This window comes from Actinomadura roseirufa (genome assembly GCF_900659635.1).
Taxonomy (GTDB): domain Bacteria; phylum Actinomycetota; class Actinomycetes; order Streptosporangiales; family Streptosporangiaceae; genus Spirillospora; species Spirillospora roseirufa.
This window is the reverse complement of sequence record NZ_CAACVB010000116.1, coordinates 1-24,997: the sequence shown is the minus strand read 5'-3', so window position 1 is coordinate 24,997 and position 24,997 is coordinate 1. Positions and strand designations below refer to the sequence as shown.

Genomic DNA, 24,997 nt, shown 5'->3' with positions numbered 1-24,997 from the left:
GGCGGCAGCCCCGCGCCGCCGAGGTCGAGCCGGCAGCGCCCGGACCCGCGGCGCCGGTTCGCACCGATGCCCTCCACGAGCCGCGCGCCCGCCCAGAGCAGGGCGCGCGCGCAGCCCAGCTGCGCCTCGGAGAGGCCGCCGGGCAGTTCCGCGGCCCCTTCGAGGATCACGCCGCCGCGCGCCATCTCGTCGAATCGCAGCATGTCCTCCCGCGCGGCACCGGTCTCCGGGTCGTGCGCGACGCCCGGTTTGACGAACGTCACCGCGTCCGCGAGCCGCCGGTTCCGGGCGATGGCGGGACCGAGATCGCCCGGCATCCGGAGCGGGCCGAGATAGAGGAACGCGGCGGGACGCGGATGCCGCGCGAGGTGCGCCGGCACGGCGTCCGCGGCGGCGGGGCGGGAGGCCGCCTGGTGCCCGAACAGGTAGTCCACCCATTCATGCCAGACCGGCCTTCCGCCGGTACCGGCGTCGAGGGCGCGGGCGGCGATCTCGCAGGCGTCCCGCAGGACGCCGTTGAGGGACTTGGCCGGGACGAACGGGAGCCGGTCCTCGTCGCGCAGCACCTGCCGGCTGAGATGCCCGTGCCGGCCGGTCCCGGCACCGATGTGCCAGTCGCTCAGCATGCGCAGGGTCAGGGAGACGGTGTGGCTCATGCGCGTTCCCCCGACCGCAGGAAAGGAGCGGCGTTCATGGCGTCCAGAAGGCCGCTTCGGCGGACGGCGTCGTCCCGCCAGAACAGCGAACCGTCGTCGGTCAGTCCCCTGACCGCTTCCTCTCCGAGCCATGTCGACGCCATCGCCAGCCGAGCGTCGGCGGCCTTGTGGCCCCTGAAAAGGGCCGACCGCAGTTCGTGCGCCTGGCTCGCGGAGATGACGAGCGTCCCGTCCCGCCTTTCGGTCAGCGCCGCGACACGTCTCTCCAGGTCGTCCCAGTGCCGGTACCGCGCCCACGGGGCGTCCCCCGCGTCCCCGACGACGTAGGGCTGGCCGGTCAGGCAGGTGCCCTCGTCGGCGAGGGTCTGCTGCTCGCGCAGCCGGCCCAGATCGGCGAAGGCGCTTTCGAAGAGGACGTGAAAGGCCAGAGCGCTCTTGTCCTGCCCCAGTTTCTTCTTCACCAGCTTCGCCTCACCGGTCAGTTCATCGGCGAGGTGGACGGCGCTGTGGAACGGATAGGCCCGTTTCACGATGGCGACCCCCGCACAAGCGCCGAGCCCGCGCAGCCCGTCCACCTCTTTCAGGACGCCGCCGACCGCGCCGCAGGCATTGGCGAGCCGCGTGAACTCCTCCAGATAATGGCGGGCGAACGGCAGGGCCAGCTCACCGTCGCAGACCACGGTGAGGTCGTCCCCGCCGAGAATGAGCGGAAGGATCGGCGGCACGGGCGTCTTCGCCGACCATCCGGCCTCGCGCAACCGGCCGCACGCCGACCGGAACGCCAGCCGTGCGCACTCGTCCACGCCCTCGGACAGACCGCGCAGGCGCTCGGTGAACTGGTCCGCGCTCCTGATCGAGGAGTCGCCGTTGACGGACGAGAACTCCTGGAAGACCTTCCCCAGGCCGTTGCCGTCGGCGTGGACGACCGCGACCCACTCCGCCTTGTCGTTCAGGTGGTCGACGACCCGGACGAGCTTCTCCGTCGCCGCCGTCCCCGCGTCGTCACCGAGGCCCATCGTGACCGCGAGCCGCCGAAGAGCGGGGTCGAAGGCGTCCAGCTTCGCCACGCTCGGCGCCGAACGCGCCTCCGGCGCCCGCTCCGCGGGGAACTCGACGACACGGTGCGCGGGCAGGCCGCTCGACCCGCACCGCGCCGCGAGCGGCACCCCCGGGAAACGCAGCCTCGGCCCGCGCCGCTTGGCCCTCGCCTCCACGAGCAGTTCGCGCGCGTCGGCGATGCCCTCGGCGACCTCCTTCGCGCCGCCCCAGCGGACCGGCCCCCCGACCGCGCCGCACACGTCCAGCCCCGGCGCCTCCCGCAGCGCCGCCTCCGTGATGACGCCGACGACCCGCCTGCCGATCTCCCTGTCCCCGACGAGCAGCGTCACACCGCCCGCGTTCGCGGTGACCACCTCGATGCCGTCGTCCTCGACGCGCCACCGGCGGCCGCCCCGCCCCGGCGCTGCGACCTCCGCCAGAGCCCTGTCGAGCCACTCCCCCTCGACACGGGTGATCAGATGCGACGCGCCCACGTTCTCGCGCCGCTTGTTCGAACCGAAAACGTAGTTCTGATTGCCCGCCGTGCTCAGCACGACCGCGTGCACTTCCACCCCGTCCCCCTTCGCGTCCACCGCACCGCGCCAAGGACAGATGGACGAAGTCGTGGAGACGCACCCTAGGCGCGTGCAGAGCCGAAGATCCGCTGAACGCCGCGTCCGCCTTTGACCGGCTCCGGCCCGGCCTCCGCCGCCGGGTGAGACGAGCGTGCCGGTTCGCGGCGGCCGTCCATCAGTACGTTGTGGTCAGCGACGACGGAAGAGAGAGGCCGGCAGTGACCGACACCTTGAACACACCGGCGATGACCGTCGTCGGCGGACCGTCCGCCACGCCGTCGGCGGCCCGCCGCGTGATCGCGGACGGCGCGGCCTGGAGCGGGGTCGGCGGCGTCCTCGCGGGCGGGTTCGGCATCGAGGCCGCCAAGTCGGTGCTGACCGGCGAACCGGCGGGACGCTGGTGGCTGTTCCTCGGGTGCCTCTGCGGGCTCGCGTTCATGGCGGTCGGTGCCCGGCTCCGCCTCCGCACGGCCGCCAAGACCCAGATCGGCCTCGTCGTGACGGCGGCGGACCCCGCGCGGGGCGCGCGGCGAGCGGAACTGCTGGAGGACAAGGCCGTCGAGTACAGCCAGAAGTACGCCATCACGGTGAAGACCCGCCTCGCCCTGCCCGCCGCGCACCCGTGGCCGAAGGAAGGCATCGACGCCCTCGCCGACGAGACGATCGCGGCGGCGCAGATAGCCGAACGCCTCGTCCACGGCGCGACCCGCGTCAACCTCGTCCCGACCATGCCGCTGCCCGCCGGGTTCCGGCTCGGCGCCCGGATCGGGCACACCCATCCGCGCGAGATCGTCCTGCACGCGATGCGGCAGCGGGACGGCGACCCCGCCTATTTTCCCGCCGTCAGCCTGCGTGAGAACCCGCTCACCACCGAACCGCTCACGGCGGAACCGGTCGAGATCTTCGATGGCGGAGACCCCTCGCGCGCCGCACTCGCCGTCGACCTGCAGAACCTCGGCCACGACTTCCTGCACCCCGTCCAGGAGACCTGCCGCAGGCACGGGATCGGCAACCTGCTTCTCCTGCACCGGACGGCCGCGGGCCCGTTGGAGGAGGACGCTTCGACCTACACCGCCATCGTCGAGCAGATATGCCGCACATGGCGTCAGGCCCCACTACAACCGGCAGCCCGCACAGGCCGTCACGCCGTCTTCCTCACCGGCCCCGTGGCCATTGCGGTCGCCTTGGGCGCACGCCTGGCGCACATCCAGCCGGACCGCTGGACGGCCTTCACCTTCGACAACACGTCCAGCGACTACGAGCCCTTCCCCGCCGAAGACGCGGGCAGGTAGGAACCACTCAGACGACCATGACCCGGCGTCCGCGCGTGTGACCGGCGTGGCTGTCGATGTGCGCCGCCGCGGCCTCGGCCAGCGTGTACGACTTCTCGACCGGAATGTGGAGCCTTCCCAGCGAGATGAGGCGGACGGCCTCGGCGAGCGCGTCCGGCACGCTTCCGGCGACGCCGGAGAACCGGACACCGAGCTTCGGCGCATCGAGATCGGCGATGGAGACCACCCTCCGCGGGTCGCCGGTCAGCTCGACGAGCTCGCCGATCACACCCGCCCCGGCCAGGTCGAGAGCCGCGTCGACCTCGCCGAGCCGCCGCACCCGCTCGACCCAGCCCTCGCCGTACGTCGTGGCGACGGCGCCCAGGCCGCGCAGATAGTCCTGGTTCGTGGCCCCGGCCGTGCCGATCACCGCGATGCCCCGGTCGCGGGCGATCTGCAGCACCGCCGATCCCACTCCCCCGGACGCGCCACTGACCAGCAGCGTCTCCCCGGGCCGCACGCCCACCTGGTGGATGACGCGCAGCGCGGTCTCCAAAACGGAGGGGTACCCGGCCGCCTCTTCGAACGTCAGCCCCTCGGGCATGCGGGCCCAGGCCGACAGCACGGCGAACTCGGCATAGGTGCTCGATCCTTCGCCGAACACGCGGTCACCGATCTCGATGCCTTCGACGCCCTCGCCGACCTCGTCCACCACTCCTGAGGCGTCCAGCCCGACTCCGGAGGGCATCTCGATCGGATGGGCCGCAAGGGACTGCCCTTCGCGGATCCTCCAGTCGACGGGGTTCACACCCGCCGCGCGCACGGCGACGCGCACCTGACCTGGGCCCGCGTGAGGCTCCTCGGCGTCCAGGAGTCGCAGGACGTCCGGACCGCCGAACTCGGCGAAGCTCACTCTCTTCATGACACCGAACGTAACACTAACCGATAGTGTTTACCAACGGCTTCATTTTTGCACCTGGTAGTCTTATGAAGGCGTTGGCCTCGGCACCCGGCGCGCATCGTCCGAGGTGGGACCGTGGGCGGCACGGTCGTGGACCGCCCACGGCACCGGGTGCCGTCGCGACCGTCCTAGATGCTCAGCCTGGCGGCCTCGGCCCGGCCGACGGAGACCTCCAGCGCGGCCGGGTGCAGCTCGACGGTTTCGGGGGCGCCGTCGATCAGGTCGATCAGCCGTGGAAGGTACGTGGACAGCGTGCCCGCGCCATGTGCTTCGAGCGCGGCGCGCGAGGCGTACTTCTCGATCACCGTTACCCGCAACGGGTCGGAGCCCGGCTCGACATAGAAGGCGTAGCGCAACGTCCCGGGTTCGCCGCGCAGCACCTCGGGGACCAGTTCGGAGAACAGCGCGAGCAACTCGGTGCCGCGCCCCTGCTTGGCCTGCATGCGGGCAATGACGACGATCTCCGACAAAGGGGCTCCTCCTGGTCGCCTGGGGCATGGCTGATGCGCCGAGCATCGGCGAGGGCATTGCCACTCCGCGATGCAGGGCCTGCCGGGCGACCACATCGTCGCCGCATGCCGAACTCTGGAACGATGCAAGTGTGCAGGTCGCGGTCGCGGGACGCCAGAGAGAAAAAAGCTAACAGTTAGCTTTTAAGAATTGATCTGTATTTGTATCTGATAGCATCATCGGATGACCGTGCCACCCGGACGCCGTGAGCGCAAGAAGGCCGCGACCCGCCAGAAGATCGCCGATTCCGCCCTGCGGCTCTTCCTGGAACGCGGATACGACGCGGTGGGCATCCGTGACGTGGCCGCCGAAGCCGACGTGGCCGTCACCACGCTCTTCTCCCACTTCGCCTCGAAAGAGGCCCTGGTGTTCGAGCAGGACGAAGACTTCGAGCAGCGCCTCACGCAGGCGGTCACCGACCGGGCCCCGCACGAGCCGCTCATCCCGGCATTGCGTCGCGAGATCCACGCTCTGGTGCGCCATTGCACGGGGGACGACGCCGGCCCGATCTGGCGCATGATCGTCGAATCCGCCGCCCTGCGGGAGTACGAGGAGTCGATGAGGCTGCGCCATGCGGAGTCGCTGGCGACGGCCATCGCCGCCGACCTCGACCTGCCACCGACCTCAACGGCCTCCCGGACGATCGCGAGGTTCGCGATCGACGCCTATTCACTGGCCCGGGAGGCGGACGACCCGGAGGCCGCGGTCGACGAGATCTTCCAAATGATCGAGGCCGCCTGGGAGGTCGCCGTCCCCTCTCAACGCGCACGAGAGACCGTCCCTCCAGATAAGACGGCGGCCGCTCAGACTGCCACCGGCCACTGAACGCTCCCGGCCGGTCCAGCTGAATCGACGGCAGCCCCGCCTCGCACCCGGAACCGCCGGACCACATCACCCACGTCCGCCGCCCCAGAATCCGGGGCGGGGCCCGCACCACCCTCGTCGCCACCCCCGGAACGCCCGGCGTCCGACCCGAGCAAGGCCGTCCACTGGGGCCAATGCGCCCATGGCACCGACTGCGTGTACTACGTCTACGACGAACTGCCGTACGACTTCCACCCTGCCGGCTGACATGAGGATCACCGAGGTTCAGCAGCTCGTAGAGCGGCTGAGCCTCGATAATGCCGAGAGGTCATGGCCCCGTTGACCTGGCACGGCCGTCACCTCGATCGAGAGACGCCCCCACAGTCGGGCCGGTGACGTCAGGCGTTCTTACGCCCACCCTGGGGCACGTCATCCGCCCGCAGGGCGTCCTCGGCCTCCCAGCGCAGCAGGTCGCCCGGCTGGCACTGGAGCACCTCGCAGAGTGCCGCCAGGGTCGTGAAGCGCACGGCCTTGGCGCGGCCGTTCTTGAGCACCGCCAGGTTGGCGGGCGTGATCCCCACGCGGTCCGCGAGCTCGCCCACGGACATCTTCCGCTTGGCCAGCATCACGTCGATGTCGACGGCGATCGGCATCAGATCACCTCGTCCAGCTCGGCCCGCATCTCCGTTGCTTCGACATCGCGGGCGACGGCCTGGGCGAGCAGCATCCGCAGCACCAGCACCAGGAGCGCGCCCCCCAGGATGGCCACGCCGATTCCGCCCATGATGACGGTGACGCCCGGGTCGTCCCGCTGGTCCGGCGCGTTGATGCCCGTGACCGCGAACCACACGAGGGCGGCGGCCACGATCGCGCCGATGATGACGTCCACGTACCGGAAGGCGGCGTGGGAGAACACGGTTCCCCGTCGCACCATCGCCACCAGCCGCCATACGCAGACCAGGGACACCTGGATCGTCCCGATGCCCAGGATCGTGATCACGCGCAGCGGGGTCAGCGGAAGCGACCCGTCCTCCGGGTCGGTGGCCAACGCCCACACCATCAGTGTCTGAACGAACACGGTGCCGGTGAGCAGCACCGCGAGCACAGCGCGCAGCGCGCGCACCGCCAGCGTTCCCATGGCTCACCCTTTCTATCGAGTTACGATGGCAATCTATCGAATTTCGATAGACCGAGCAAGGCTCGCCCCCGGGCACCGGGCGCGGCCACCGCCCGGCCCGTGGCCCCGGCGCACCGTCGGGGCCACGCTCCACCCCACAGGCCAGCGGGGGCGATCGCGCTGTTCCGCTCCGGTGGCAGCAGTTGGCCCGGCGGTCGGGGTAGCGGCGAATCACCGCTTGGTTATGGCAGCGTCCGGTCCGGAGTTTTATCGTCGGCTCGTGGTCAGGGGTCGAGGCCGTCGTCCCCGCACGTGCGGAGCATGTGGCGGCGAGTGTGGGTACTACGCGGCCCGCGTGGAGCGGGTCCGGGTGAAATGCACTGCCTGCGACGGATCGGGGCTGGTCTGATGCGCGATTGGGACGGCCCGGCCTGCGCGAAGTGCGGCGGTACCCGGCGGTTGGTGATGGTCGGACGCGGAGCGCGTTGGATCGAGGTCAATTGCTGGTACTGCGAGGGGACCGGCAACGAGGGCGGTCAGGCGCAGGAAGGCGAGCCGCCCAATCTGAGCGGGCATCGTTCGCCGGTCGGCCAGCACGTCGCCGTCGCCGGGACTGGTCTGTGCCCGGGATGCCTCGGCGCGGGTGAGGTCATAAGCCTTCAGGAAGGCATGCGCGGACGGGCGCCGTGCCCGCGATGCGCATCTCCGCAGGAGTGAGACACCCCAGTCGGCCCCGTGCGGCGTCAAGCACTGATCCAGCCCATGCCCGTGCTGTTGGCCTGGCCCAGACCCCACGAGTGCAGGGCCGAGAGCGTTTCCGGCGCGCCGGAAACGGCGACTTCGACGCAGGCCCCCGGCTTCTTTCCTCCCCCGCTGCTCCCCACGGCGAAGGAGCGCTTCGGCCCCACCCATCCGACGCGTTCCAAGGTGACGTCCGGGTCCAGGCCGAGGGCCGTCGCCTTGCGACGCAGGTTGCTCTGCACGTAGGTGTCCCACTCGGGCTCGCCGGGGAAGCACCACGCCTGCCGGCGGGCGCGGGCGCCGGACTCGTCACGTCCCGACCCCTTCATCACCACCGGCGTCTCCGTGCGGAAGACGGCCTTACCCGCCTTGAACGCCGGTGCCCACACCGGCTCGATCCTGTCGACGATGAACGCGGTCGCGCCCCACGCCAGCACCGGTATCGACGCCAGCGCCGCGGCCCAGCCCTCGACCACCGCGTGGAGCGGGCTCCCGAACTCCACGATCCCGGGCCCCTCGGCGGCGTACACGCCCCGGCGCCGCCGAGCCGCCGGGAAGACCGGCGCGCCGTACCCGAACGGGGCCAGCTTGTGCGGACCCCAACCGTCCTTGTGGAGGGCCTCCCCCAGTTGAGGCGCTCCCCGCCGCAACAGCGCGTACGACAGGGCCCGCCCAGGAGCCAGCACCTCGTCCCAGGCCAGTTCATGGGCCCCCGTATGGAACGTCAACCGCAAACGCATCGAACCCCGTCTTCCTCCGACGCCGGATGGCCTACGGGAGATACAGATGGACGACCCTCGCCGGGCACGTCCACGAGCGTGCGTCCGCTTGGACGACGGCGCCCATCCGGATCCGGATGGGTGCCGTTCTCGCACAGCCTGCGGCCGCGTTGGGAATCCGTCAGGGCGAGTCGGCAAAGGAGACACGACCGCCGGTGTCGGTGACGGACATCGGGCCGTCCTCACCGGCCGCCTTGGGAGCGGGTACCGGCGGTGCCGGGCGGTAGCGGCACGGGATGACCCGGCCGCTGACCAGATAGGTGCCGACGCTGGTCGCGGTGCCGGTGCGCCGGCCGTCCTGTTCGTAGACGCCGGAGGTGCTCAGCGTCCAGACCATGAACTGGCCGGGTTTGAAGTGGCCCGGGTTGATCGTCATCTTCCAGCCGCCGCCCGGCCGCGGCAGGTCGCTCGGCACGGTGTAGAGGCCGTCCGGCATGGAGTACACGTTCGGCGGGAGCTCGACCGTCCTGGCATGGGGCTGCGGGCATACCGTGTACTCGGGGACGGAGTACACGACGGCCGGCACGTCCAGCGAGCGCAGCTCACGCGAGAGCGCGTCGGCATCGCGCGAGTCCAGGGTCTTCTGGCCGACCCGGACCGTGACCAGGCCGGACGGATCCCGGGTCACCGCGTAGGCGGGCTGCGCGCTCCCCGTCCAGGCCAGCATCGCGACGACGGCCGCGGACGCCGCGGACGCCACCGCCGCGACGGCCCACACCGACCGCCGGTGAGCCGCCCCCGGCCGGCGCGACCGCTGAACCGCCGGTGCGCGGGCGCCCCGCTCCGCCCTGGCGGCGACCGCCGCGGTCAGCTCGGCCAGCCGCCGCTCCTGATAGCCCGCGAGGGGGGCGTCGTCGGTGGAGATGCCGCTCATGAGGGAGGCTCCTTTCGCCAGAGGGACCGTCGAACGCGCGGTGGACCACGCGGGTGCCGCCTGGACGGACGGGAACTCGGCCTTCAGCCGTTTACGGGCCCGGTGCAGCCGGACCCGGGCGGTGCCCTCGCGGACGCCCAGCACCGCGGCGGCCTCGGCCAGGGGCAGACCGTCCAGATCGACCAGCTCGATGACGCCACGTAGCCGCTCGGGCAGCACGGACAGCGTCGCGTGCAGGCCCCGCGCCACTCGCTGGGCGTCGATCTGCTCCTCCAGCCGAAGGATGTCGTCACCGTCCAGATGGCGATGACCTCCTGCCCGCCGCGCCTTGTCGAGCTCGCCGGCATGGCGCCGCCACTCGGCGGCCACCATGTTCCGGGCGATGCCCAGCTCCAGCGCCACCGGATCACGGCCGATCGCGATGACGTCCACCGGATCCGCGTCCACGACCGGCTTTTCCTCTTGCATGCAGGGGCCTCCCGCTCTCCGTGCCGTTTGCTCTTCTTGTCCGGAGAGCGGCGTCCTGTTACATCTCACCCGCCGTTCCGGGCGCGTCCGGGGGCGGGTCGCACAGGAAGCCCGCGGATCCGCTGACGCGGGCCTCGTGGAGGGCGGTGACCCGGGCGAAAAGGCGGGGGCTCATCACCGTCCTCCAAACGCTGAGCGGCCGCACCAGCCAGCCGGTGTGCTCGGACGGGTCCAGGACGATCCCGTCGAGCTCGGCGGCGGTGAGCGCTCCGCCGTCGAAGATGAAGCCGATCTTCGCGCAGGGCCACGCGGGGCGCGGCGGGATGTAGTGGGTGAGGAGGAGGCGCGGGGGCCGGACGACGTCGATGCCGGTCTCCTCCCGGCATTCCCGCACGGCCGTGGCGAACGGGGTGGGGTCTCCGTGTTCGACGTTTCCGCCCGGAAACTGCCAGGTCTCCACGCTGTACGCGGAGCGCAGCGCCAGGGGGTCGCCGTCGGTGTCGGTGAAGTACAGGGCCGCGTACATGGTGGCGTTCGGTAGCGTCCGGATGTACTCCTCCGGGGGCAGCCAGGTCACGGGCACTCACAATCGTGGTCGGGGGCCGGGGCCGTTCGGCTCCGGTGGTACCCAAAGTCTCGTCCGCCCGGTGGTGACGGGCTAAGGAGGGACATGAAGCGCACGGGTCCGGTGACGCGTTGGCGCCGCCGGTACGGCTTCGACCGCAACGACCTGCGGCGTGAGGTCGACCGGGTTCAGTGGCTCACCGGGCTGCTCCTGCTCGTGGCCGCCCTGGTGACCGTGCCGCCGCTGTCCCTGCACGCGGGACGTTCGGCGTACGCCTCGGGGACCCGCGCCGAACGCGCCGAGGCGGCCCATCGTCACCGCGTCGACGCGACGGTCGTCAAGGCCACGGCCTGGAAGGCGCGCAACGAGATCACCGTCACCTGGGACGAGCCGCGCGCGGTCCACCGGACGGGGACCTACACCACCTGGCGGGCGCCCGGGATAGGCGAGCACCCCAAGATCTGGGTGGGGCCCGGCGGGCCGTCCGACCGGGCGCCCCGGCCCCACTCCCGCACGATCGGCGACACCGTGACGGCCGGCGCCGGGACGGCGATGCCGCTGGGCGCGCCGCCGCTGGGCGCCTACCTCCTGGTGCGGCGGCGCTGTGACCGGCGGCGCCATGAGCGGTGGGACGCCGAATGGGAGGAGTTCGACCGCGGGCGGATCGGGCACTGACGCGCGGGCGGCCTACGAGCCGGACCCTCGCCGCGTCCCCGGAGGCTCCGGCCTCGCGTCACGCGGGACCACCGCGACCGTGCACCGGGCGTGGTGGAGCATCACGCTGCTGGTCGCGCCGAGCAGCAGCGGGTCGAGGCCGCCCACGCCGCGGTCGCCCACCACCAGGAGGCCGGCCTCCTCCGTGGCCTCCAGGAGCGCTTCGCGGGGGCGGTCCAGCGACAGCGCGGCCTCGACGTCGACGGCGGGGAACCGGTCGTACCACGGCGCGACGAGGCGTTCCAGGAAGTCCCTCTTCACGCGTTCGAGGCGGGGCCTGTCGGTGAACAGTTCCAGGTCCGGCTCCGCCGCCACCCCCGGCTCCCAGCACGCGTACAGGATGCGGAGGCTCCAGTCGCGCAGGCGCGCCTCCTCGAAGGCGAAGCCGAGTGCGGCGGCGCCTCCCGCGGACCCGTCCACGCCCACGACGATCTTCGGGACGGCGGCGGCGCGCCGGACGACGAACACCGGGCGGTGGGTCCGGGCCGGGAGCTGAAGGGCGGTGGACCCCACCGGGACGTAGTGGCGCTCGTGCGAGCCCACGACGATGACCTCGGCGGTGTCCGATTCGTGGAGCAGCCCCTCGGCCACGGGACCGCTCATCAGGCGCTTGTGGATCCCGCCCGTGGCGCCCAGTTCACGAGCGCGGCGCGCCCCCTGCGCGAGGATGTTGCGGCCCACCCGTTCGAGCACGTTCCCGATGGTCGGGTCCGCTTGCCCGTCCGGGTAGGGCCAGTACGCGGAGTGGGCGAGCAGCAGGTCCAGGCCGCGCAGCGCCGCCTCCTCGACGGCCCATTGCAGCGCCAGGTCGTTGTTCTCGGTGCCGTCATAGCCGAAGAGGACGTTCGGCAGTGGGTCCGATGCCATCTCATTCACAGGTCTGCCCTCCCCCAGGCGAACCGCTTACCCGATTCCAGTCTGTGTATGACGACGCTGTCCTCTGGATGGGGCTTAGGTCCTCAGGCGGCGGGTCACTCGGCCCTGACCTGCGGCGGGCGGCGGCCGAGCCTCCGCGGGCGCGGCTCTCCCGGTCAGTGCTCGGCGGGGACGACCAGGACGGGCCGCCGCGCCTCCTTCAGGACGCGGGCGGCCCACGGGGCGACGCCGCCGGGGGCGCGGCCGACGATGATCATCGAGGGCCGGGCGTGCTCGGCCTCGGCCAGGACGCGGGGGGCGGTCTCGCCGAAGATCTCCACGGTCTCCAGCTTGATCTCCTCAAGATGGGCGAGACGCCTGACGTGGCCGAGGGCGGGGAACGCGCCCGCCGAGCAGGGCCCGCGGACGCCGTCGCGGTCGTCGGACGGTCCGTCCTGGGGAACGCCGACCGCGCGGACGCCGGCGTCGAGGCGATGGGCCAGCGCCATGGCGTACCGGGCGGCGGCGAGCGCGGCGTCGGAGTCGTCCACGACGAGCAGCAGGCAGGGGTGCATCGATCTTCTCCAGTCGCGGCGGAGACGGCGGGCCGTCTCCGGGGGGGCTTCCTCTGGTCTTGAGACTCCCCCGCCGACCGCCGCCGTCCCAGGGCCGGACGTCCGCCATGCCGGGACGAACGTCCCGCACCCCCTGCCGACCGTCACCCGGCGCGGCCGTTGTCAGGGATCAGTCAATGCTCCGCGCCCGGACGGCGGCAGGTCCGTTGGCCCCCGCCGCGGGGGACCTCCGTCCCGGTGACGGGCGAGCCTCAGCCGCGCGCCGGCGGGACCCTCCAGAGCAGGACGGTGCCGCCGCCCTGGCGGGGCCGCGTGGTGAAGGAGCCGCCCAGTTCCTCCGCCCGCTCCCGCAGGTTGCGCAGGCCGCTGCGCCGGCCGCCCTCGGGGATGCCGACGCCGTCGTCCTCCACGCGCAGGGTGAGGTCGTCGCCGACGTCGATCACCACGGTGACCTCGGTGGCGCGGGCGTGCCGGGCGGTGTTGGACAGGGCCTCCCGGACGACCGCGAGCAGGTGCTCGCCCGTGGCGTCGTCCACGGCCGTGTCCAGCAGGCCGTCCAGCCGGACGGACGGCGCGAAGCCCAGGCCCTGCGCGGCGCCGTCCACCAGGGCGTGCACGCGGGCGCGCAGCGACTCCTCCTCGCCCGCCGCCTGCAGCGCGAAGATCGAGGAGCGGATCTGCCGGATGGTCTCGTCGAGGTCGTCGACCGCCCCCTGGACGCGGCTCGCGACGTCCGGCCGCCGCGTGATCTTGATGGCGCTCATCAGCGTCATGGCGGTGGCGAACAGCCGCTGGATCACGGTGTCGTGCAGGTCGCGGGCGATGCGGTCGCGGTCCTCCAGCAGCGCCAGCCGCTCGGCGTCGCGGCGCCGGTCGGCCAGCTCCAGGGCCACCGCCGCCTGCCCCGCGAACGCCTCCAGCAGCCGCCGGTTCCCCTCGGAGAACACCGCGCCGCCCGGCGGGTTCACGACGGCGATGACGCCCCGCGCCGAGTTCCCCACCCCCAGCGGCACCACCAGCAGCGGCCCCACCTTCACCTGGTCCGGCAGGCCCGCCTCGGCGGCGGCCTCCCGGCCGTCCTCCATCCGCGCGGCGGCGCCTTCGCCGAAGACCCTGCCCGCGACCGAGCCCTCCAGGGCGATCCGCGTCCCGCGCAGCCGGCCGGCCTCCACGCCGTCGGCCGCCTCCACCGAGAACACCCCCTCGGCGGGGTCGGCCAGCGCCACGGCCGCCAGGTCCGCGCCGGCGATCTGGCGGGCCCGCTCGGCGACCAGCGCGGTCACCCGGTGCGGGTCGGTGCCCGACAGCAGCGCGGTGGAGATCTCCGCCGACGCCTGCAGCCACCGCTCGCGGCGCCGGGTCTCCTCGTACAGCCGCGCGTTCTCGATCGCGACGCCCGCGGCCGTGGCCAGCGCGGTGACCACCACCTCGTCCTCCTCCTCGAACAGCTCGCCGCCGGCCTTCTCGGTGAGGTAGAGGTTGCCGAACACCTCGTCGCGGATCCGGATCGGGACGCCCAGGAACGTGCGCATCGGCGGGTGCCCCGGCGGGAAGCCGTAGGACTCGGGGTGCCCGGACAGGTCCGGCAGCCGCAGCGGCCGGGGGTTCTTGATCAGCAGGCCGAGGATGCCGTGGCCGTGCGGCCAGTGCCCGATCTCCTCGATCTCCTCCTCGGTGACGCCCGTGGTGATGAACTCCACGAGCCGCTCACCCTCCTCGCCGATCACCCCCAGCGCCCCGTAGCGGGCGTCGACCAGGGTCGTGGCCGCGCGGATGATCCGGCGCAGCACCGTCTCCAGGTCGAGGTCACTGCCGATCGAGACGACGGCCTCCAGGAGCGCGTGCACCCGGTCGCGGGTGGCGCGCGCGGTCTCCAGCCGGGCCTGCAGCTCGGTGAGCAGGTCGTCGAGCCGCAACTGGGGAAGGATCGGCCGCGCGGGTTCCCCACCGGGGCCTGAATGCTGCGACATGACCGTCAGTATTCCCGGCCGCGGGGTCCCGCGATCACCGTCCGGACGGCCGATCTTGGTCGGCCGCGCCGCCCGGGGTACGGTCGGGAGCGGGGATCGAGCGACCGGGCGCACGACCGGGCACTCGACCGGGCACCCTGACGAAGGACGAGGCCATGACGACGGACGATCGGCGAGACGGAACCGCCATCCGGGTGTTCCTGCTGGACGATCACGAGGTCGTCCGCCGGGGCGTCGCGGCCCTGCTGTCCGCCGAGGACGACATCGAGATCGTCGGCGAGGCGGGCACGGCCGAGCACGCGCTGGCGCGCATCCCCGCGGCCCGTCCCGACGTCGCCGTCCTGGACGTGCGCCTGCCCGACGGCGACGGCATCACCGTGTGCCGCGAGGTCCGCTCCGCCATGCCGGACCTGGCCTGCCTCATGCTCACCAGCTTCGACGACGACGACGCGCTCTTCCAGGCCGTCATGGCGGGCGCCGCCGGGTACGTCCTCAAGCAGATCCACGGCTCCGACCTCGTCGGCGCCGTCCGCACCGTCGCCTCCGGCCAGTCGCTCCTCGACCCCCGCAGCACCGCCCGCATGCTGGAGCGCATCCGCCACCGCCAGGAGCGCAAGGATCCCCTCAAGGACCTCACCGACCAGGAACGGCGCATCCTCGACCTGATCGGCGAGGGCCTCACCAACCGGCAGATCGGCGAGCGACTCTTCCTCGCCGAGAAGACCGTCAAGAACTACATCTCCAACATCTTCGCCAAGCTCGGCATGAGCCGCCGCACCCAGGCCGCCGCGTTCGCCGCCCAGCTGAAGTCCGAGAAAGGCGGCCTCGCCCAACGGGACTTCTAGGGCGCGCGCGGCGGACGAGCGCCTCGGGACCGGTGTTTCCGCCGGGTCCTGGGTGACTCTAGGGCCATATTTCCGTGACGACGGACCTTGGTGGACTCACCCGGGACCTTCGTCCCTACGAGGGGCCGCACGGATCACGGAGTCTTGAGGGGACCGCCGACCATCGTCACGAAGGGAACCGGTCATGGGCGTCCACGCCGCCACGCTGAGCACGGGCCCGCCACCGCTCGTCACCACGGTCATGCGCGTCACCGGGGGGACGGTTCATATCGACGTCGCCGGTGAACTGGACATCGCCACGGCGGTGACGTTCCGCGTCGCGCTCGGGCGGGTGTTCCGCGAGCACGGCGCGCGGGTCGTGGTCGACGCCTCCGCCCTGACCTTCTGCGACGCGCGCGGCGTGGCGGCCATCGTCTCCACCGGCGAGCAGGCCGAGCGCCGCGGCGGCTCCCTCACCCTGACCGGGGTGCGCCCCCAGATGGCGAAGATCCTGCGTCTCACCGGCCTCTACGCGAAGTTCGTCCCCCTCGCCGTCACCGCTCCGCCGCGCTGACCGTCACGAGCCGGCCCGGTCGCGGGCGGATCGGAGCGTGACGCGGCCCGGGAGGCCCCGGCCGTCGCCGGGGCCTCCCGGGCTTCACGCCTGTCGTGTCAGTGGACGCTGTAGGCGCGGATGATGCGCTGGTCGATCCCGCTGCCCCGGTCGTCGGACGCGGCGACGCGCAGCGAGACGTTGCCGGAGGCCGGAAGAACGGCGGCGAAGCGGGCGCCGCCCAGGGGACGGGTCCCGGTCTTGGTCCAGGTGGCGCCGTCGTCGGCGGAGGTCCACAGCTGGAACGACCTCACCGTGGAGGATCCGGTGTAGGGGCTGACGGTGAAGACCGCTTCCTTTCCGGGGACGGGCTGGTTGCGCAGGTCCAGGCCGAGATCGTAGTCCACCAGCAGTAGCGGCAGCCGCTCGGAGGAGTGCCCCGGCGGAGCCTGTGAGGTGAACGTCCAGGCCGTGGACGTGCGGGTCGACACCGGCAGGATCGCCGACGCGTCGGAGTCGTACTCCAGCCGGTACCGCCCCCGGTCGGCCGGGACGATGAACTCGCCCCAGGGCCGCGTGTGCTCGGCGACCTTGGTGCCGCCGGCGAACAGCGCCAGCCGGTGCTTTATCGGGTCGTTGCCGAGGAACCCGCAGTCGAACCCGTCGATGCGCGTCTGCAACGGGACGAGCTGCACCCACACCGAGCCGCGCGTGCGTTCGGACGCCGCGGGCGCGCATTCGCTCAGCGACTTGCGCAGACGAGAGTACGGCCCGGGCCGGACCGGCTGCCGTCCCCACGTGAAGGACTCACGGCTCCCGGGGTTCACCGTCCGCACGGGCAGCTGATCGACCATTCCCCCCGCGACCATGCCGGGACCGGCTTCGTCCGTCCACTCGGTTTCCCCAGTCGACAGGTAGTCGGTCCGGGTGGTGCCCGGCCTCACGTCACTGCGCGCTTCGAAAAGCCAGAACCCGGACTTGTGATCGCCGTACCGCTTGTGGAACATCCGCCGCGTCAGGTCCCCGTCGAACGCGGCGAACCGCTGGTCGACGCGGGCCAGTCGCGGCCTGTCGGCGGGAGCCAGCCTGTACGCCGGGTCCTCGGGGAACCGGTCGCCGAACTCGCGCACCAGGTCGTACACCTCGCCCGGCGCGGTCAGCCGCAACCCCGCGAAGGCCTGGAATCCGCCCGCCGACACCTTCTTCGTGGACTGTACGAAGACCTTCTGACCGGCGCCCCAGGTGTAGACACCGTCGCCCAGGTAACCGTTCCGGGTCTGCTGGAGATAGGCGGCGCTTGCCATGTCCGTCTGCGTGGTCCGGTCCCCGACGCTCCCGTCGACCTCGTGCGCCCGAGCGGCGTCCAGCGTCACCGTGACATCGTCGTCCACCAGCACCTCCGGGTCGCCCGCGAGGACGAACATGGAATCGGTGCCGACCTTCCCCATCACGCTGTAGCGCCCTTCGGGCACCTTCAACGTCGCGGTCCCGTTGTCGAGCGTGACGCTCTGCGCCACCTCCGCGGGGTCCTGAAGGTTGACCACGTTGGCCGTCGCGTCGAACGTCGTCGTGCCGGGTGGCGGCGTGGCCTTGAGCGTGAGGGTGTGCATGCGCGGTTCGGCGCGAAAGGTCAGCGGTGTCCGCACAGCCGTGTCGCCGCCGCCGGCCACCAGCTCGATGCCGAAGAGCCCGCGTCCGGGCAGCGCGGCCGGGTCGACGCGCACGCCGACCTTGGCCGTGCCGTTCTGCGGGACCCGCACCGTGGACGCCGACAGCCGCACCGCCGAGGTGGCGTCGTGGCCCTCCCGGTCGGTCGCCTTCACCGACAGCGACAGGTCCGCTCCGGCGCGGCCGTTCCAGGTCACCTCGCCGTTCAGCGGCGCGGTGGCACCGAACGGGATGCTCCCGAGGTTGGTGATGTTCTGCGCGGAGACGACCGGCGCGGTGACGGCGGCGCCCGCGTTCAGCCGGCCGGAGCCGCGTTCGAAGACGTCGCCGCCCTTGGCCGGGTCCACCGCGCCGACCAGCGCGGCCTTCAGCTCGGCGGCCTTCCAGCGGGGGTGCCGCTGGGCCAGCAGCGCCGCCGCCCCCGCGACATGCGGCGCGGCCATCGAGGTACCGCTGAGCGAGGTGTAGCGGGCATCGACCGGAATGCCCAGCGAGGTGCCCGCCGCGCGGGCGGCGACGATGTCCACGCCGGGCGCGACGATCTCGGGCTTGGCGACGAAGCCGGCGCGGGGTCCACGGTTGGAGAAGCCCGCCAGCTCGTCCGAACCGTTCACGGCGCCGACCGTGAGCGCGGACGACGCCGCACCAGGAGAGGGGATCCCCCCTGAATACCCGCTGTTGCCCGAGGCCACCACGAACAACGTGCCGCGCTCCTGGCTGAGCCGGTCGAGCACGCTCGACAGCGGGTCGGTGCCATCGGAGGGGGCAACGTCGCTCAGGCTTATGTTGACGATGGGGGCGCGCTGAGCCGCCCATTCCATGCCGCCGATGACCGAGGAGTCGGTGCCGGCGCCGTTGTCGTCGAGGACCTTGCCGACCAGCAGCGAGGCGTTCGGCGCCACGCCCTTGCGCTCACCGCCCGACCCCTCACCGCTGCCCGCGATGGTCGCGGCGACATGGGTACCGTGCCCGAACTTGTCGGTGGTCGAGCCCGAGTCGGAGAAGTCCTGGCTCTCGGCGATCCGGCCCGCGAGGTCGGGGTGCGTGGCGTCGGCGCCGGTGTCCAGGACCGCGACCTTCGCGCCCTGACCCGTGACCCCGTCCCGCCAGGCTTCCGGAGCACCCACCTGCGTGAGGTTGCCGTCCAGCTCCGGTGTCCTGACCGGCCTGGGGACCGGCCTCGTCAGCGGTGCCGTGAGCGAGGTCGCCCTGACCCGGCGATCCAGCCAGATCTTGCGGATGCCCGTGGCGGTGCGCTGAGTGAGCGCACCGCCCAGCCGGTACGCCTCCCGCTTGGGCTGCCGCGCCGCGACCGCACCGAGCGTCTTCAGCCGCCGACCCTCGCGCAACGACCCGCCCAAGGCCGAAGCCGCCCGCACACCCGCGTCCCGCTGCACGATCAGCGGCACGTCCTTGGTGCCCGAATCGTCATAACCCTGCCGGATCAAGCCGGTGACATCGAACAGTGCCGGGTCCAGGGTGCGTCCGACCAGGCCGACCACGTCCGCCGGGACGACCCGGACGCTGCCGTCGGGCCGGATCGAAGTCGTGAAGGCCTTGTTCCGGCGCCCCCGGCCAGGGACGACCGACACCGTGGGGACCTTCCCGGCGGTCGTCCGCACCGTGGCCACGTCACCGGTGACGAGAGTGACGGTCCACGACCGGCCGGACGGAAGCCGGAACGCCGAACCGTTCCCGTCACCCCCCGGGGGCTTCTTGTCACCGCCGGGGGGATCGGCATGGGCTGGGGGCGCCGCGCCGAGGGCGGAGGCGGCCAGCAGGCCGGCCGCCGCCAGGCGGAGGGGTCTTCTCAAGGAAACTCCTTCGGCAAGAAGAGCTGTCCTTGACACTCCGCCGATGCCCTCGTGATCTTTCCCGCCCGCGTCCGGCGGCTCCCCACCACGGAATTCGCCCCTGGCGGGTGATGCCGGGAGCCCATCGGGCGCCGGATGCTCTCGATATCCGACAGCGGGACGAGCACCGCCGGGACGCGCCGCGAGGGCGGGCTCCCGCCGGGCCGAGTGCCGCGGCGAAGGGAGCCGGTGATGGACTATCCACTGCTCAACGCGTTCCTGACCATGATGTGGTTCTTCCTCTGGATTCTGTGGATCATGTTGCTGTTCCGTGTGATCGGCGACATCTTCCGCGACGACGGCCTGGGCGGCTGGGCCAAGGCGGGCTGGGCGGTCTTCGTGCTCGTCCTGCCGTTCCTCGGGGTGTTCGTCTACCTGATCGCGCGCGGCAAGGCCATGGGCGAGCGGGAGACGGCCCGGGAGCGGCGGCGCGAGGCCCGGCTGTACGGCGCGGCCCGTCCCGCCGACGAGGCCGGCAAGCTGGCGCAGCTCGCCGAGCTGAAGAACCACGGCGACCTCACGCAGGAGGAGTACGAGCGGGCCAAGAGCCGCGTTCTCGTCGGCTGAGGCGTTCCCCGGGCAAGGCCGGGCGGCAGGTCCCGGCCTGCTCGTCCGAGAGGACTCACCGGCGTGGGGCCCCGAAAGTGGGTGGGACCCCGGCGGTGACGCCGACGCAGGCCGGCCGGGCGCGCGCCGCCTGGAGCCGGTCCAGCATCACCGCGCCGAGCCGGGAGGTCAGCTCGTACCCGAGCTCGGGATCGGCGGCGCACAGTGTGCGGACGAGCCGCCCGTCGAAGCGGGTCGCCCGCAGCGGGTGGAGCGCCACCGCGCCGAGCCGCCACCGGTGCGGTGGGAACAGCCACGACAACCCGAGCACCGCGCCGGGCCCGAGCGTCTCCACGGTGACCTCGCCGCGGCCGGGCACGCGCAGGTCGAGCGCCACCACGCCGTCCTGGATCAGCCAGAACCGCTCGGCCGGTGCGCCCCCGGCGAACAGCCGCGTCCCGGCGGACGCCTCGACCGGCGCGGCGGCCGACGCGAGCCGGGCCAGGTGGCGCCGGCCCATGCCACGGAAGAAGGTCTCGTGCGCGAGCGCGTCCATCGTGGCCCGCACGGTCGTGGACTGCACGGTCACCATCACCTCTCCTCGATCGGCCCGCCGCGACGGCAGATCGCCCGCGGAGCCACCGCGGGCGCCGCCTACTCCGCCATTCGACCGCCCGGTGCTCGCGCCCGGCCAGGGACCAACGGCCCGGCGCCGGGCCCCGTCCGTCCCGGCGGGTCCGACGGCGATCATGTCCCCGGGCCGGGTCGCGCGGGACGGGACCTTGGGCCCTAACGGGTCCGGCCGGGCTCCGCGAGCCTGGGGTGTATGCGTCAAGACCACAACGGGCTCGAGGTCCTCGACCTGAGCGAATGCCGGGCGCTGCTCGCGAACGCCGCGATCGGACGGATCGTCTTCACCGACCGGGCCCTGCCCGCGGTGCAGCCCGTCGGCTACGTGTTCGACGGCGAGGACGTCGTGATCAGGACGGCCCGCGACGGCCGGCTCGCGGGCGCCGTCAGCGACGCCGTCGTCGCCTTCGAGGTCGACGAGTTCGATACGGCCGCCCGCACCGGCTGGTCGGTGGTCATCGTCGGGCGGGCCCGCCCGGCGCTGTCCGACGAGCGGATCCGCGCCCTGAAGGACCTCACGCCGGAGTGCCGGGTCTCCGGAGACCGCGACCGCTTCATCACGATCCACCCGCAGATGATCTCGGGTCGGCGGATTTCCGCCGAGCAGGCCGCTTCAGGGGTCACCGCTCCGGATCCCGGGTGACCACAGGCCGGGGCGAATCCGGGGCGGGAAGCCAGTCGCGGCCTGGGTCGTGGTCCAGCCAGCGGCGCACGCGGCCCGTTTCGGCGAACCCGTCCAGGAGGGCGTCCAGGAGGGGGTGGCGGCGGGACTCGCGCCAGGCGAGGGACCACGCGTACAGCGGGGTCGGCGCGACGATCGGGATCGAGCGCAGGCCCCGGCGGTCGGGGGGCGCCGCGTCGGCGGGGAACAGCGTGAAGCACTCCGGGTCGGCGCGCAGGCGCCGGACGAGGTGATCGGGGCCCAGGTTGGGGCCGTCCTCGCGCCGCGTGATCCCGAACTCGTCGGCGAAGCGCCGCAGGAAGTCCAGCCGGGTCAGCTCCGCCGGGCACCACAGGGTGCCGCCGCGCAGGTCCGCGGGGCGCACCTCGGCCGCGCCGGCGAGCGGGTGCGACGCGCCGACCAGGGCGTCCACGGGTTCCAGCCGGACGAGACGCCGGGCGAGGCCCGCGTCACGGCCGCCGGGCAGCGGGTGCACGCGACCGAAGCCGACGTCGGCGTCCCCGCGCAGCAGCGCCTCCGCCGCCGAGGGCCAGTCGCGCGCGGGACCCGGCTCCCAGCGCACCGCGCCGAGGGTCTCCAGCACCGGCGCGACGGTGCGCATCGGGGCGTAGAGGTGGAAGGCGTTCTTCTTCGGTTCCCTCGACGCCGGGTCCTACATCACCGTCGACAAGCCGCCGATGTCGCTGTGGGTGATGGGCCTGTTCGCGCGGGTCCTGGGGTTCGGGACGTGGAGCCTGATGCTGCCCCAGGTGCTGGAGGGCGTGGCCGCGGTCGCGGTCCTGTACGCCGCCGTCCGCCGGGCCTTCGGCCTCCCGGCGGCGCTGATCGCCGCGGTCGTGCTGGCGCTGACGCCGATCACCGTGGCGATCAACCGTGACAACAACCCCGACACCCTGCTCGTCCTGCTGCTGGTGCTGGCCGCGTGGGCGTGCCAGCGGGCGGTGGAGACCGGGCGGGTGCGGCCGCTGGTGCTGGCGGCGTTCCTGGTCGGCTGCGGGTTCAACACCAAGATGCTCCAGGCCTTCCTGGTCGTGCCCGCGTTCGCCCTCGCCTACCTGGTCGCGGGGCGGGCGGGCCTCGTGCGGCGCGTCGTGCACCTGCTGGCGGCGGGCGCCGCGCTGGCGCTGTCGTCGGGCTGGTGGGCGCTCGCGGTGGACGCCGTCCCGTCCGGTGACCGCCCGTTCATCGGCGGCAGCACCGACGGAAGCGCCTGGGATCTGATCATCGGGTACAACGGCCTCGGCCGAATCTTCGGCCAGGGCGGGGGCGGGCCCGGGGGACCCGCCATGCGCGGCGGGGGGTTCGGCGGCGAGGCCGGGGCGGGCCGGATGTTCGAGGACGTCATCGGCGGCCAGATCTCCTGGCTGCTCCCGTTCGCGGTGATCGCCTTCGTCGCCGGGCTCGTGCTGCTGCGCGGACGGCCTCGGACCGACCTCGCACGCGCCGCGCTGCTGCTGTGGGGAACCTGGCTGGCCGTCCACTATGTCGTCTTCAGCTTCGCTCAGGGCATCTTCCACCCCTACTACACCACCGCGATGGCCCCGGCGATCGCGGCGCTCACCGGTGCGGGCGCCGTGCTGCTGTTCGAGGCTCACCGGCGCTCGGCGGCCTGGGCCTGGATCCTGCCCGCCGGTGTGGCGGTCACCGGGGTGTGGGCGTTCGTGCTGCTGGACCGCACCCCGTCGTGGAACCCGTGGCTGCGCTGGCTGGTCGCCTCGGCCACGGTCCTGGCCGTCGCGATCCTGGCGGCCGGCCGGCTGAGCCGCCGGGCTGGCCTGCCGGTCACGGCCGGGGGCCTCGTCCTCGCCGTCACGGCGGGGCTGGCCGGGCCGGGCGCGTTCGCGGTGTCGGCGGCGTCCGCGTCGTCCGGCGGCGGCAATCCGCTGGCCGGACCCGCGTCCGCGGCCGGACCCGCGGGCGGGCCCGGGGGCCGTTTCCTGGGTCCCGGTGTGCCGCCGGGCATGCGGGGTGAGCTGCGGGGCTCCCCGCCGCCCGGTGGCGCGCCGCCAGGGGGCGGGCGGTTCCCGGGCTCGGGCCAGGACGGCCGGACGCCGCGTCTCGGTGGGGGTCCCGGCGGTCCCGGCGACATGGTGGACCCGAAGATGATCTCCTACCTGGAGCGGAACCAGGGGTCGGCCGCCTGGATGGTGGCGGTGCCCGGTGCGCAGGAGGCGGGCTCGATGATCTTGCGGACCGGACGGCCCGTCATCGCCATGGGGGGCTTCACCGGCCGCGATCCCGCCATGACCGTCGCCAAGCTCCAGCGCTATGTCCGGGAGGGCAAGCTCCGCTACGTCCTCTTCGGCGGTGGGGGCCTCATGGGCGCGGACCGGGGGAACTCCGCCGCCACGGAGTGGGTGCGGCGGAACGGGACCGCCGTGCCGTCCGCCGAGTACGGCGGCTCCTCCTCGTCCGGCGCGCAGCTCTACCGGCTGGGTTGATGGGGGTGACCACGATGCCGACGAGGCTCCTGCGCGGCGGGCGGGACGATCCGCCGTGGGCGCGGTCCGCGCTGCTGACACTGCTGGCCGCGACGGGTGTGCTGTACGCGTGGGGCCTGGGCTCCTCCGGGTGGGCGAACGCGTTCTACTCGGCGGCGGTCCAGGCGGGGGCGACGAGCTGGAAGGCGTTCTTCTTCGGGTCCTCGGACGCGGCGAACGCCATCACCGTCGACAAGACCCCCGGCGCGCTGTGGCCGATGGCGCTGGCGGCGCGGGTGTTCGGGGTGAACTCCTGGAGCATCCTCCTCCCGCAGGCGCTGATGGGCGTGGCCACGGTCGCCGTCCTGTACGCGGCGGTGCGGCGCCGGTTCCCGGCCTGGGCGGCGCTGCTGTCGGGGACGGCGCTGGCGCTGACGCCGGTGGCGGCGCTGATGTTCCGCTTCAACAACCCGGACGCGCTTTTGGTGCTGCTGTTGACGCTCGGCGCCTATGGGATGGTCCGCGCGCAGGAGGACGCGAGCACGCGCTGGCTGGTGTTCGCGGCGGCCTGCGTGGGGACGGGGTTTCTGGCCAAGATGCTCCAGGCGTTCCTGGTGGTGCCGGGGTTCGCGCTGGTGTACCTGGTCACGGCGCCCACGCCGGTGAGGCGGCGGCTGTGGCAGCTCGTCCTCGCCGGGGGCGCGCTGCTGGTCGCGGCGGGCTGGTGGGTGGCGGTGGTCGCGCTGGTGCCCGCCTCGTCGCGTCCCTACATCGGAGGTTCGCAGCACAACTCGGTCATGGAGCTGGCCTTCGGCTACAACGGTCTCGGCCGTCTCAACGGCGAGGAGACCGGCGGCCTGGGGAACCTCGACCGGGACGCGGGGTGGGGCCGCATGTTCGGGCCTGTGATCGGCGGCCAGGTCTCCTGGCTGCTGCCCGCCGCGCTCGTGCTGCTCGCGGCCGGGTCGTGGGCGACGCGGCGGGCGCCGCGCGCCGATCCGGCGCGGGCGGCGTTGGCGCTGTGGGGCGGCTGGCTGCTGGTCACCGCCGTGACCTTCAGCCTGATGCGCGGGATCTTCCACGAGTACTACACGGTGGCGCTGGCCCCGGCCGTCGCCGCCCTGGTGGGGACGGGCGCGGCGGTGCTGTGGGAGCGCCGCCGCACGCGGGCGGGGGCCGCGATCTTGGCCGTGGCGGTCGCGGTGACGGCGGTGTGGGCGTTCGTGCTGCTGGGCCGCACGCCCGGCTGGTATCCGTGGCTCCGCCCGGTGGTCGTCGTCGCCGGGCTCGCGGCGGCGGCGGGCCTGGCGGGGGCGCGGGTGCTGCGCGGCGCGGTCCTGGCCGGGGT

At 72.9% G+C, this 24,997-nt stretch carries 24 protein-coding genes; 9 read left to right on the top strand and 15 right to left on the bottom strand.

The window, feature by feature from the left end:
* Positions 1–656 (bottom strand): RAMP superfamily CRISPR-associated protein (locus E1291_RS23375; protein WP_207400894.1); only part of this gene is annotated, 656 nt, incomplete at its 3' end.
* Positions 653–2,266, bottom strand: coding sequence for a Cas10/Cmr2 second palm domain-containing protein (locus E1291_RS42185; protein WP_165495259.1), 1,614 nt, complete (start codon positions 2,264–2,266; stop codon positions 653–655). The genes E1291_RS23375 and E1291_RS42185, both read right to left, overlap by 4 nt.
* A 221-nt stretch (positions 2,267–2,487) precedes the next feature.
* Here E1291_RS42185 and E1291_RS23370 point away from each other — a divergent pair, with 221 nt between their 5' ends.
* Complete coding sequence (locus E1291_RS23370; protein WP_207400893.1) at positions 2,488–3,561, top strand: SAVED domain-containing protein; 1,074 nt, start codon at positions 2,488–2,490, stop codon at positions 3,559–3,561.
* Positions 3,562–3,568: 7 nt separating this feature from the next.
* On the opposite strand, the gene E1291_RS23365 is transcribed toward E1291_RS23370, so the two are convergent.
* Both E1291_RS23365 and E1291_RS23360 read right to left on the bottom strand, forming a co-directional pair.
* The gene (locus E1291_RS23365) at positions 3,569–4,462 is read right to left on the bottom strand and encodes an NADP-dependent oxidoreductase (RefSeq protein ID WP_131740118.1); all 894 of its coding nucleotides are present in this window, start codon (positions 4,460–4,462) and stop codon (positions 3,569–3,571) included.
* Between the two features lie 167 nt (positions 4,463–4,629).
* Entirely contained in the window at positions 4,630–4,971 is a 342-nt protein-coding gene (locus E1291_RS23360; RefSeq protein ID WP_165495258.1) for a putative quinol monooxygenase, read from the bottom strand.
* Between the two features lie 223 nt (positions 4,972–5,194).
* Here E1291_RS23360 and E1291_RS23355 point away from each other — a divergent pair, with 223 nt between their 5' ends.
* Positions 5,195–5,836: a TetR/AcrR family transcriptional regulator gene (locus E1291_RS23355; protein ID WP_131740116.1), complete on the top strand. Its 642-nt coding sequence runs from the start codon at positions 5,195–5,197 to the stop codon at positions 5,834–5,836.
* Between the two features lie 377 nt (positions 5,837–6,213).
* On the opposite strand, the gene E1291_RS23350 is transcribed toward E1291_RS23355, so the two are convergent.
* The 5 genes from E1291_RS23350 to E1291_RS23330 all read right to left on the bottom strand — a co-directional run bounded on the left by E1291_RS23350 (position 6,214) and on the right by E1291_RS23330 (position 10,371).
* Positions 6,214–6,468 (bottom strand): helix-turn-helix domain-containing protein, encoded by a 255-nt coding sequence (locus E1291_RS23350; RefSeq protein WP_131740115.1) that lies wholly within the window; start codon positions 6,466–6,468, stop codon positions 6,214–6,216.
* Positions 6,468–6,953: a DUF2975 domain-containing protein gene (locus tag E1291_RS23345; protein ID WP_131740114.1), complete on the bottom strand. Its 486-nt coding sequence runs from the start codon at positions 6,951–6,953 to the stop codon at positions 6,468–6,470. Before E1291_RS23345 ends, E1291_RS23350 begins: the two co-directional genes overlap by 1 nt.
* Before the next feature lie 722 nt (positions 6,954–7,675).
* Positions 7,676–8,413 (bottom strand): CRISPR-associated endoribonuclease Cas6, encoded by a 738-nt coding sequence (locus tag E1291_RS23340; protein ID WP_131740113.1) that lies wholly within the window; start codon positions 8,411–8,413, stop codon positions 7,676–7,678.
* 160 nt (positions 8,414–8,573) lie between these two features.
* Positions 8,574–9,794 carry an RNA polymerase sigma factor gene (locus E1291_RS43360; RefSeq protein ID WP_207400892.1) on the bottom strand — a complete coding sequence of 407 codons (1,221 nt, stop codon included), beginning with the start codon at positions 9,792–9,794 and terminating at the stop codon, positions 8,574–8,576.
* Positions 9,795–9,852: 58 nt separating this feature from the next.
* Positions 9,853–10,371, bottom strand: a complete 519-nt coding sequence (locus E1291_RS23330) for an NUDIX domain-containing protein (RefSeq protein WP_207400891.1) — start codon at positions 10,369–10,371, stop codon at positions 9,853–9,855.
* 93 nt (positions 10,372–10,464) lie between these two features.
* Between E1291_RS23330 and E1291_RS23325 the strand changes: the two genes are divergently transcribed.
* Positions 10,465–11,034, top strand: a complete 570-nt coding sequence (locus tag E1291_RS23325; RefSeq protein WP_131740111.1) for an Rv1733c family protein — start codon at positions 10,465–10,467, stop codon at positions 11,032–11,034.
* A gap of 12 nt (positions 11,035–11,046) precedes the next feature.
* On the opposite strand, the gene E1291_RS23320 is transcribed toward E1291_RS23325, so the two are convergent.
* The 3 genes from E1291_RS23320 to E1291_RS23310 all read right to left on the bottom strand — a co-directional run bounded on the left by E1291_RS23320 (position 11,047) and on the right by E1291_RS23310 (position 14,473).
* Complete coding sequence (locus tag E1291_RS23320) at positions 11,047–11,940, bottom strand: universal stress protein (protein WP_131740110.1); 894 nt, start codon at positions 11,938–11,940, stop codon at positions 11,047–11,049.
* Between the two features lie 164 nt (positions 11,941–12,104).
* Positions 12,105–12,503 (bottom strand): universal stress protein, encoded by a 399-nt coding sequence (locus E1291_RS23315; RefSeq protein ID WP_131740109.1) that lies wholly within the window; start codon positions 12,501–12,503, stop codon positions 12,105–12,107.
* 251 nt (positions 12,504–12,754) lie between these two features.
* A complete protein-coding gene (locus tag E1291_RS23310) occupies positions 12,755–14,473 on the bottom strand; it encodes a sensor histidine kinase (protein WP_131740108.1) in 1,719 nt (572 codons plus the stop codon).
* Between the two features lie 155 nt (positions 14,474–14,628).
* Between E1291_RS23310 and E1291_RS23305 the strand changes: the two genes are divergently transcribed.
* The gene (locus E1291_RS23305; RefSeq protein ID WP_131740107.1) at positions 14,629–15,318 is read left to right on the top strand and encodes a response regulator; all 690 of its coding nucleotides are present in this window, start codon (positions 14,629–14,631) and stop codon (positions 15,316–15,318) included.
* A 184-nt stretch (positions 15,319–15,502) separates the two neighbouring features.
* On the top strand, positions 15,503–15,871 hold the full coding sequence (locus tag E1291_RS23300) for an STAS domain-containing protein (RefSeq protein ID WP_131740106.1): 369 nt from the start codon (positions 15,503–15,505) through the stop codon (positions 15,869–15,871).
* Positions 15,872–15,969: 98 nt separating this feature from the next.
* Here E1291_RS23300 and E1291_RS23295 read toward each other — a convergent pair whose 3' ends face one another.
* The gene (locus tag E1291_RS23295; protein WP_165495257.1) at positions 15,970–19,332 is read right to left on the bottom strand and encodes a S8 family peptidase; all 3,363 of its coding nucleotides are present in this window, start codon (positions 19,330–19,332) and stop codon (positions 15,970–15,972) included.
* Between the two features lie 231 nt (positions 19,333–19,563).
* Between E1291_RS23295 and E1291_RS42180 the strand changes: the two genes are divergently transcribed.
* The gene (locus tag E1291_RS42180) at positions 19,564–19,938 is read left to right on the top strand and encodes an SHOCT domain-containing protein (RefSeq protein WP_165495256.1); all 375 of its coding nucleotides are present in this window, start codon (positions 19,564–19,566) and stop codon (positions 19,936–19,938) included.
* Between the two features lie 55 nt (positions 19,939–19,993).
* On the opposite strand, the gene E1291_RS23290 is transcribed toward E1291_RS42180, so the two are convergent.
* Entirely contained in the window at positions 19,994–20,509 is a 516-nt protein-coding gene (locus tag E1291_RS23290) for a cyclic nucleotide-binding domain-containing protein (protein WP_165495255.1), read from the bottom strand.
* A 234-nt stretch (positions 20,510–20,743) separates the two neighbouring features.
* Here E1291_RS23290 and E1291_RS23285 point away from each other — a divergent pair, with 234 nt between their 5' ends.
* A complete protein-coding gene (locus E1291_RS23285; RefSeq protein WP_131740103.1) occupies positions 20,744–21,190 on the top strand; it encodes a pyridoxamine 5'-phosphate oxidase family protein in 447 nt (148 codons plus the stop codon).
* Here E1291_RS23285 and E1291_RS23280 read toward each other — a convergent pair.
* On the bottom strand, positions 21,168–21,830 hold the full coding sequence (locus tag E1291_RS23280) for a LysR substrate-binding domain-containing protein (protein ID WP_131740102.1): 663 nt from the start codon (positions 21,828–21,830) through the stop codon (positions 21,168–21,170). The two genes, E1291_RS23285 and E1291_RS23280, sit on opposite strands and share 23 nt — an antisense overlap.
* A 76-nt stretch (positions 21,831–21,906) precedes the next feature.
* On the opposite strand from E1291_RS23280, the gene E1291_RS44700 reads away from it, so the two are divergent.
* Positions 21,907–23,670 (top strand): glycosyltransferase family 39 protein, encoded by a 1,764-nt coding sequence (locus E1291_RS44700; protein ID WP_131740101.1) that lies wholly within the window; start codon positions 21,907–21,909, stop codon positions 23,668–23,670.
* A gap of 14 nt (positions 23,671–23,684) precedes the next feature.
* A partial coding sequence (locus E1291_RS23270) for an ArnT family glycosyltransferase (protein ID WP_242614326.1) occupies positions 23,685–24,997 on the top strand: 1,313 nt, incomplete at its 3' end.